Source organism: Parashewanella hymeniacidonis (assembly GCF_016900895.1).
Taxonomy (GTDB): Bacteria; Pseudomonadota; Gammaproteobacteria; order Enterobacterales; family Shewanellaceae; genus Parashewanella; species Parashewanella hymeniacidonis.
Genome location: NZ_JAFEUN010000150.1, coordinates 1 through 7,759, shown reverse-complemented (window position 1 = coordinate 7,759; position 7,759 = coordinate 1). Strand labels below are relative to the sequence as shown.

Genomic DNA, 7,759 nt, shown 5'->3' with positions numbered 1-7,759 from the left:
GGAGAGCATTTTTAGCACCAAAAACGACCAGAAACCGTAGGTTCACTATATCATTTCTGGTCGAAATTGAATGTATCAAAGAGCTATATTGTATTAGCGATCATAATGTTAGATGTTTTTCATGGCCGACTAATTAACACGCTAGTTACTCAACTAAAATTTGTATACCTGACATATAGAAATAATAACGTTCATGTGCTTGAAGTGAAAAATTAGAATTTATTGTGCTAATTGCCGTGTTCGGCTGATGAAAAATAACTGTCTATCAGTTAATATGCTTTCCATATTTAGAGTAATTAACGATTTAAGAGAAAATGGCAGAGACAAAACGCAAAATTCTTGCAACTTATGCGCTTCCATATGCTAATGGCTCAATCCATTTAGGTCATATGTTAGGCTTTATTAAAACTGATATCTGGTCAAGGTATCAAAAATTACGTGGACATGAATGCCACTTTATTTGTGCCGATGATGCGCATGGTACGCCGATCATGCTTTCTGCACAAAAGCAGGGGATATCTCCTGAAGAAATGATTGCTGCCATTCAAAAAGAACACGAAGCCGACTTTGCAGATTTTAGAATCGAATTTGATAACTATCATTCAACTCACAGTGATGAAAACCGTGAGTTAGCGAGTGAAATTTATTTGAAGTTAAAAGCAAATGGTCACATTAAGACTAGAACTATTTCTCAGCTATTTGACCCTGAAAAGTCAATGTTCTTACCAGATAGATTTGTAAAAGGCACTTGCCCTAAGTGTAAATCAGAAGAGCAATATGGCGACAACTGTGACGCTTGTGGTGCCACTTATAGCCCGACGGATCTATTAAACCCTAAGTCTGCAGTTTCTGGTGCGACTCCAGTAATGAAAGATTCTGAGCACTATTTCTTTGATTTACCAGCTTTTGAAGAAATGCTCAAAGAATGGACTCACTCCGGTTCTTTGCAACAGGAAATGGCAAACAAACTTAACGAATGGTTTGAACAAGGCTTACAACAATGGGACATCAGCCGTGATAAGCCATATTTCGGTTTTGAAATTCCTGAGGCTAAAGGAAAGTACTTCTACGTTTGGTTAGATGCGCCAATCGGTTACATGGGCTCGTTTAAAAACCTGTGTGATAAACGTGGCGACTTAAATTTCGATGAGTTTTGGTCAAAAGACTCTACCGCTGAGGTATATCATTTTATCGGTAAAGATATCATGTATTTCCACAGCTTATTTTGGCCAGCTATGCTAAACGGCTCTGGTTATCGTGAGCCTACGAACGTTTACACTCACGGTTTTGTTACAGTTAACGGCGCTAAGATGTCCAAGTCTAAAGGTACTTTCATTAAGGCTCGTACTTATTTAGATAATTTAGATCCTGAATATTTACGTTATTACTATGCTGCCAAGCTAAGTAGCCGCATTGATGATTTAGATTTAAATCTTGAAGACTTTGCACAACGTGTAAACTCTGATCTTGTAGGTAAATTGGTTAACTTAGCGTCACGTACTGCTGGATTTATTAAGAAACGCTTTGATGGAAAACTTGCCAAGCTCGAAGATACAAGCCTAGTTGAACAGTTTATAGCTAAAAAAGATGTCATTGCTGAATGCTATGAAAGCCGTGAGTTTGGCAAAGCCATGCGTGAAATAATGGCACTGGCTGATATCGCTAATGCTTACGTAGCTGAAATGGAACCTTGGAAGCTGGTCAAAGCTGAAGAGACATTAGAACAAACGCATCAAGTTTGCTCGAATGCTCTGAACTTATTCCGTATTCTTGCGACATATTTAAAACCTGTATTACCTCGTTTATCTGCGGATGTTGAAGCCTTCTTAAAAATTGAGCTTACTTGGGAAAGTTTAGAAGCAGATTTCAGTGGCCATGAAATCAATGCTTTCAAAGTAATGATGCAGCGTGTAGACATGGACAAAGTTGCGAAGATGGTTGATGATTCAAAAGAAAATCTTATCGTGACGACGCCAAAAGTTACTGAGGATAAGTCAGTAGAGCAATCTTCAAATCCATTGGCTGATGATCCTATCAGTGACACAATCCAATTTGATGATTTTGCCAAGCTAGATTTACGTATTGCAAGAATTGCAAAAGCTGAACATGTTGAAGGTGCTGATAAACTGCTTAAGTTCCAATTAGATTTAGGCGGCGAAACCAAGCAAGTCTTTGCTGGTATTAAGTCAGCTTACCAACCTGAAAATTTAGAAGGCAAATTAACTGTAATGGTTGCGAACCTTGCTCCTCGAAAAATGCGCTTTGGCATTTCAGAGGGTATGGTGTTAGCTGCTGGCCCTGGTGGTAAAGATTTATGGATTCTTGAACCACACGAAGGTGCCCAGCCCGGTATGCGAGTTAAGTAATTTTATTCGTACAAAAAACCACTGCATTACAGTGGTTTTTTATTTCATTTTATACTCTAATTGGCAGCAAAACACTCTAACCAACTGTAATGGAACGAACTACCCCTTCGCAGTTTAACCTTTAAAATCAAAAATTTAACTACATCGAAAAACTCAGAATTTACTCATATTTAAAATATATTAACTTTCTTAACCATCAAAAGTGTAAAGTATTTTTATGGAGGTATTTTGAGTCAGTATGAAATTGAGTTAAATTTTTTCCAACTTAACTTTAAGCAGATAAGCAGACAATTAAAATTAACTTTCTTTAATCTTTTCCGTGATGATAATGACATAGAATTAAAACTAAATTAATTATGATGCGAGGCTGAGTGTGCGTTTATCTCCTAAATTTATATTTATTATTTACATGTCTCTTCTCTTAGGTGCGTGTTCATCTACTCCAGCAGTACCGAAGAAAGTGCTTGTAACCAAAACAGTAAAGACCACACAAGCGAGTTTACCGACAGTAAAATTTTTTGATCATACCGATGCTCAAGCTATTGCATCTTTACCTGTGTATGCTCAGTGTCAAATTCAAGTGGGTTTAAAAATTAACCCTGTAACAGGGCTTCATTTAGCTACCGATGATACGTCCAAAAGAGTGCAAATGTGTGCTGCTGAAGCGGTTAAAAATAAAGCAAATGTTTTGATTCTACCGGAGTTGTCTTTGTCTTACCCTCAACCTCTAAGAGACAAAATAATTCAAAAGCTCAAAACGATAGCAAAACAGCATGACATGGTCATCATCGCAGGGTCTTATTACGATGATAACAGGTATAGTCGCACTCCTATCATAGGAAAAAACTGGATAGAACTCGGCTATAAGATCCGCCCATCATTTTATGAAGCTTCACCACGAAACGGCTTAGGAATGCGTCAAGGCAAATATCTCACCGTCGTTGAAACTAAATACGGCAACATCATGCCACTAGTCTGTGTTGACTTAATCAGCGATGCTGTGAATTATCAAATAAGAAGACTTGCAGCAGAGCATAAGATTGATGTCCTTGCCAACATTAACTATAACCCTGCTGCATGGGAATTTTTGCTCGAAGCCAACAGTATTGTGAGAAGACACCCTATTTTTGCAACTGTAACAAATGTCTCTAGTGTTTTCGGTCAAAAAAGAAGATGTATAAAGTCAGGAGATAATGGTCTATGTGGCGGAAACACTGGCGTTTTAGCGAATATTCGCAATAATGATCTTGCTTGCCCGAATTGTGATTCCGTTTTGCAAGAATACCTGCCAAGAAACTTTCTACTTAAAGGTCGAAAAAGGTTAGCTTATGACAATGTTGTTGCCACAATTCCCCCGATAAAACAGGGGTTGCTTGTATATAAGTTAAATCTAAACCTTAAACGAATTCCACTAGCTGCCAATGCACCAGATCAGGGCTACCCACCTATTAGCGATCTTAAATTTGTTTCACTCAATTAGTTGGTACGCATTATATACCCATACTTGAAGATGCATGTTTCAGGGCTTTTTCAGCGCCAATTCTTTGAGGCGCATTAGCGAAGGAATATCGGGATTCTTTCGAGCTAATGTAACAAAGAAGAATTGGCGCTGAGAAGTCCACGCAGTGCGAGTTGCACAGCTTGTTACTCTTCGTTGCCAATGCTAACAATAGTTCACTATTGCCGCACACCGTCGCCTTGATTAACAAGTTGTGCATTCTCGCTGAAATCGAGCATCTTCAGGTATCATGGGTATAGCTGTCATTGATGCTCAAGACAGCTATAAATCATCTAGATGTTTTACCTTACTCTAGGGAATACATAATGAGTGCCGCAAGTACCATTGTCTTGATAGAACCGATAAATGTTTTCAAACTGATCATGAGAACGTTTAATTATTCTAATCCCTTGATTAATAACCCCAAGTAAATCAGGCTCTTCATCTTGAACCCAGTAAGCTAGTCCTTCTGCATTTGTATCACTTTCATTCAGAGAGTGAACATCTATCATTGTTAAATCTTTAGCGTCATCAATTGATTGACCAAAAGCTAGTGTAACCTTCAGCAATTGCATCGACTTTGTGTTGACGAAGCAATTCACGAGCTTTACCTTCTAACTTAGACACAATTGTTAATTTTAAATCACCTTTATACTGATGATTTAAATCTTGCAGTGCCGTACCCTCATCCATCACAGCGACTTTCGACCCCTTTGGTAGTTTTTTCAGTGTAGCAAAAGGCGAATCTTTTAACACCGTGAACCCTCGTTGAACATCAAGGTAAGGTTCCGAAGCCGTTGCGTAATCAGGTTTAGCTTGAGTATTTATGTTTGAGATACCATGAGCAGAAACATCAATTTCATAATGGTTAATTTTGTCGCTAGCTGTTTGGAGTGGACTAGGTATTAGTCTGAGTTGTAAATCCTCTTTTTTTGCAATATCAATAAAAAATTTCACAACCGCACAGGACATATCCTGTTGAACGCCAACATGAAGGTAACCCGAATGTATTGTAAACACGGATGCGTAAGACATTGAGCATTGAAATGAAGTGAATGCAATGAGAGTTAGCTTCTTTACTCACTTCATAATATTTCCGCCTATTCAGCTGAGCTAATAAATGAGTTTGAATGCACGTTAAAAACATACACAACGCATTTTTAGGACAATAACACTTACATTTGCTTTGATGAGTATCTTTTTTGTATATGGTATGAGCTTTATAAGAGAACAAAGTTTTTTGGTATTTAAGATGGAAAATTTCTGAGAGTTTGCTTGAATTAAAGATAAATAAAATGAAGAAAAGGATTTCTTTGTGCGCTTTCAATATCAGGTAGATCAGGACATCGTTGAGCTAAAAGCGAGTAACTGGTTTGGAATGGAAGAGTTGTTCCTCAATGGACAGTCGGTTAAAAAAGTTTTTAACTTTTCCCCTTCTAGCGATCATAAAATTAAATTATCAAATGGGCATAATTGTCGTTTTCAAATGTTTGTCGACCCGACTCATAACAATGTGGTTTGCAGAGTGTACAAGAAAGATCAATTGCTCGCACGTTTAACACAAAATCAAAACAAACAAGACACAGTAAACCGTATTGTTAACTGTGCCTTAATTGCGATTGGTCTAGGCTTTATTGCTTTATTTAGCTTACAAATTTAAGCCTTGTGGTAAAATGCCGTAAGATTTTAGGTTCGTACTCAAAATCTAAGCCTCTGAGCTTGTCTCGGCGTTTATATACTTCGATAAGCGCATCAGCGATATAATCCATATGATCATTCGTATACGTTCGCCTTGGAATTGTTAGTCTCAGTAATTCAAATGGGGAACATTTCTGAACACCAGTTTCGGGATCTCTTCCGAGCAACAGTGAACCGATTTCAACACCTCTGACCCCTGCTTCAAGATAGAGCTCATTCGCCAATGAATGGGCTGGAAATTGCTCTGCTGGAATGTGTGGCAAGAACTTTTTAGCATCGACGAATACAGCATGTCCGCCTGTAGGGTATTGGATTGGTACCCCACCTTCTTTTAGACGTTCGCCTAAATAAGCCACTTGGTTAATACGGTAATTAAGCATATCTTCGTTTGTGCATTCTTGAAGCCCTACAGCTAACGCCTCCATATCTCGCCCTGCTAGACCTCCATAAGTAACGAACCCTTCCATCGGTACACATCGACTTTGGCAAGCTTGAAAAAGTTCCTTGTCATCTCGAATACAGAGTAAACCACCGATATTCACCATTAGGTCTTTTTTGGCTGATAATGTGAGCATGTCTGCATTTAAATAGATTTCAGTAACAATTTCTTAAATAGACTTAGTTTCATAACCCTGCTCTCTTTGTTTAATAAACCATGCATTTTCACAGAAGCGAGCTGAATCAATCACAATTGGAATTTTGTGTTGTCTAGCAATCTCAGAGACAGACTTAATATTCTCCATTGATATTGGCTGTCCTCCAGAGCTATTACAGGTAATGGTAATAATAACGCCTGCAATATTATCAGCACCATTAGAGGTAATCTGACTTTTTAACGTTTCAAGATCAAAGTTACCTTTCCACGGATAATATACTTGAATATCCAACGCTTTTTTGGTTAGTGTATTTATCGCTTTCGCACCATTTAACTCTACATGGGCAGCAATAGTATCGAAGTGATAATTGGAGATAAAAACAGGATTTTCACCTTGGCATTTTTCAATTAGGGGTATTGCGCCCATCTCTTACCTTCGTAACGATGCCATCTTTTTTGACATTCCATAAAATTCTTTTACACATAATAACCCGAACTGCTTGATCCTAAAAAAGGGGGTTACCTAAAGGTTTAGCTCTCTTTCGAGTTCTGTTAATGCATCCATGGACAAACTCCCATCTCTACCTAACGAGTCCAACACGCTCATGAATGCATTTACCGTCTTATGATAATGGCATTCCTGCGCCATAAATAACCCAAATGTTTCGTTACCACTTTTCGCCGCTGCCAGCTCCTTGAATGCCTCTTCCGACAAAGATTTTTCTCTCAACAACTCGGCCAACACCGTCATAAATGCCGTTACCACTTCATTACGACCGTTTTGCAACGCCAGAAATAACCCTGGTGTTTCGTTGCCACCTTTCGCTGCTGCCAGCTCTATGAACTTATCTTCTGATAACTTCCCTTCCTTCAGTAACTCCGCCAGTACTTTGATAAACGCAGCCACCGTATCATGATAACCATTTTGCAGCGCCAGAAATAGTCCAGGCGTTCCGTCACCATCTTTCCCCGCTGCCAGCGCTATGAACTTATCTTCTGATAACTTCCCTTCCTTCAGTAACTCCACCAGCACCTTCATAAACGCAGTCACCGTCTCATGATGACCATTTTGCAGCGCCAGAAATAGTCCAGATATTTCGTCACCATCTTTCGCTGCTGCCAGCGCTATGAACTTATCTGCTGATAACTTCCCTTCCTTCAGTAACCCCGCCAGCACCTTCATAAACGCAGCCACCGTATCATGATGACCATTTTGCAGCGCCAGAAATAGTACAGGCGTTCCGTCACCATCTTTCCCCGCTGCCAGCGCTATGAACTTATCTTCTGATAACTTCCCTTCCTTCAGTAACTCCACCAGCACCTTCATAAACGCAGCCACCGTCTCATGCTGACCGTTTTGCTGCGCTAGACATAGCCCAGGTGTTCCGTTACGTCTTTTTCCCGCTGCCAGCTCTATGAACTTATCTGCTGATAACTTCCCTGCCTTCAGTAACTCCACCAGCACCTTCATAAACGCAGCCACCGTCTCATGCTGACCTTTTTGCAGCGCCAGAAATAGTCCAGGTATTTCGTCACCATCTTTCGCTGCTGCCAGCGCTATGAACTTATCTGCTGATAACTTCCCTGCCCTCAGTAACTCCA

At 39.5% G+C, this 7,759-nt stretch carries 5 protein-coding genes and 2 pseudogenes; 3 read left to right on the top strand and 4 right to left on the bottom strand.

Annotated features, from left to right (window positions below; translation table 11 throughout):
* Nucleotides 1-314: 314 nt before the first annotated feature.
* Both metG and JQC92_RS19970 read left to right on the top strand, forming a co-directional pair.
* Nucleotides 315-2,366 carry a methionine--tRNA ligase gene (metG, locus tag JQC92_RS19975; protein WP_205001296.1) on the top strand — a complete coding sequence of 684 codons (2,052 nt, stop codon included), beginning with the start codon at nucleotides 315-317 and terminating at the stop codon, nucleotides 2,364-2,366.
* 409 nt (nucleotides 2,367-2,775) lie between these two features.
* Nucleotides 2,776-3,846 carry a nitrilase-related carbon-nitrogen hydrolase gene (locus JQC92_RS19970; protein ID WP_205001295.1) on the top strand — a complete coding sequence of 357 codons (1,071 nt, stop codon included), beginning with the start codon at nucleotides 2,776-2,778 and terminating at the stop codon, nucleotides 3,844-3,846.
* Between the two features lie 320 nt (nucleotides 3,847-4,166).
* On the opposite strand, the gene JQC92_RS19965 is transcribed toward JQC92_RS19970, so the two are convergent.
* Complete coding sequence (locus JQC92_RS19965) at nucleotides 4,167-4,376, bottom strand: hypothetical protein (protein WP_205001294.1); 210 nt, start codon at nucleotides 4,374-4,376, stop codon at nucleotides 4,167-4,169.
* Between the two features lie 19 nt (nucleotides 4,377-4,395).
* Nucleotides 4,396-4,821, bottom strand: a complete 426-nt coding sequence (locus tag JQC92_RS19960) for a type 2 periplasmic-binding domain-containing protein (protein ID WP_205001293.1) — start codon at nucleotides 4,819-4,821, stop codon at nucleotides 4,396-4,398.
* Nucleotides 4,822-5,179: 358 nt separating this feature from the next.
* Here JQC92_RS19960 and JQC92_RS19955 point away from each other — a divergent pair, with 358 nt between their 5' ends.
* Nucleotides 5,180-5,524, top strand: coding sequence for a hypothetical protein (locus tag JQC92_RS19955; RefSeq protein ID WP_205001292.1), 345 nt, complete (start codon nucleotides 5,180-5,182; stop codon nucleotides 5,522-5,524).
* Here JQC92_RS19955 and JQC92_RS19950 read toward each other — a convergent pair.
* Nucleotides 5,508-6,584, bottom strand: a pseudogene (locus JQC92_RS19950) (tryptophanase). The gene JQC92_RS19955 and the pseudogene JQC92_RS19950 sit on opposite strands and share 17 nt — an antisense overlap.
* Before the next feature lie 96 nt (nucleotides 6,585-6,680).
* Nucleotides 6,681-7,759 (bottom strand): annotated as a pseudogene (locus JQC92_RS19945) (hypothetical protein); the annotation flags it as partial.

What these genes read in the sequence shown, in the direction of transcription:
- metG (WP_205001296.1), top strand. Translation starts at nt 315, where the DNA reads ATGGCAGAGACAAAACGCAAAATTCTTGCAACTTATGCGCTTCCATAT.
- JQC92_RS19970 (WP_205001295.1), top strand. Translation starts at nt 2,776, where the DNA reads ATGTCTCTTCTCTTAGGTGCGTGTTCATCTACTCCAGCAGTACCGAAG.
- JQC92_RS19965 (WP_205001294.1), bottom strand. Translation starts at nt 4,376, where the DNA reads ATGATAGATGTTCACTCTCTGAATGAAAGTGATACAAATGCAGAAGGA.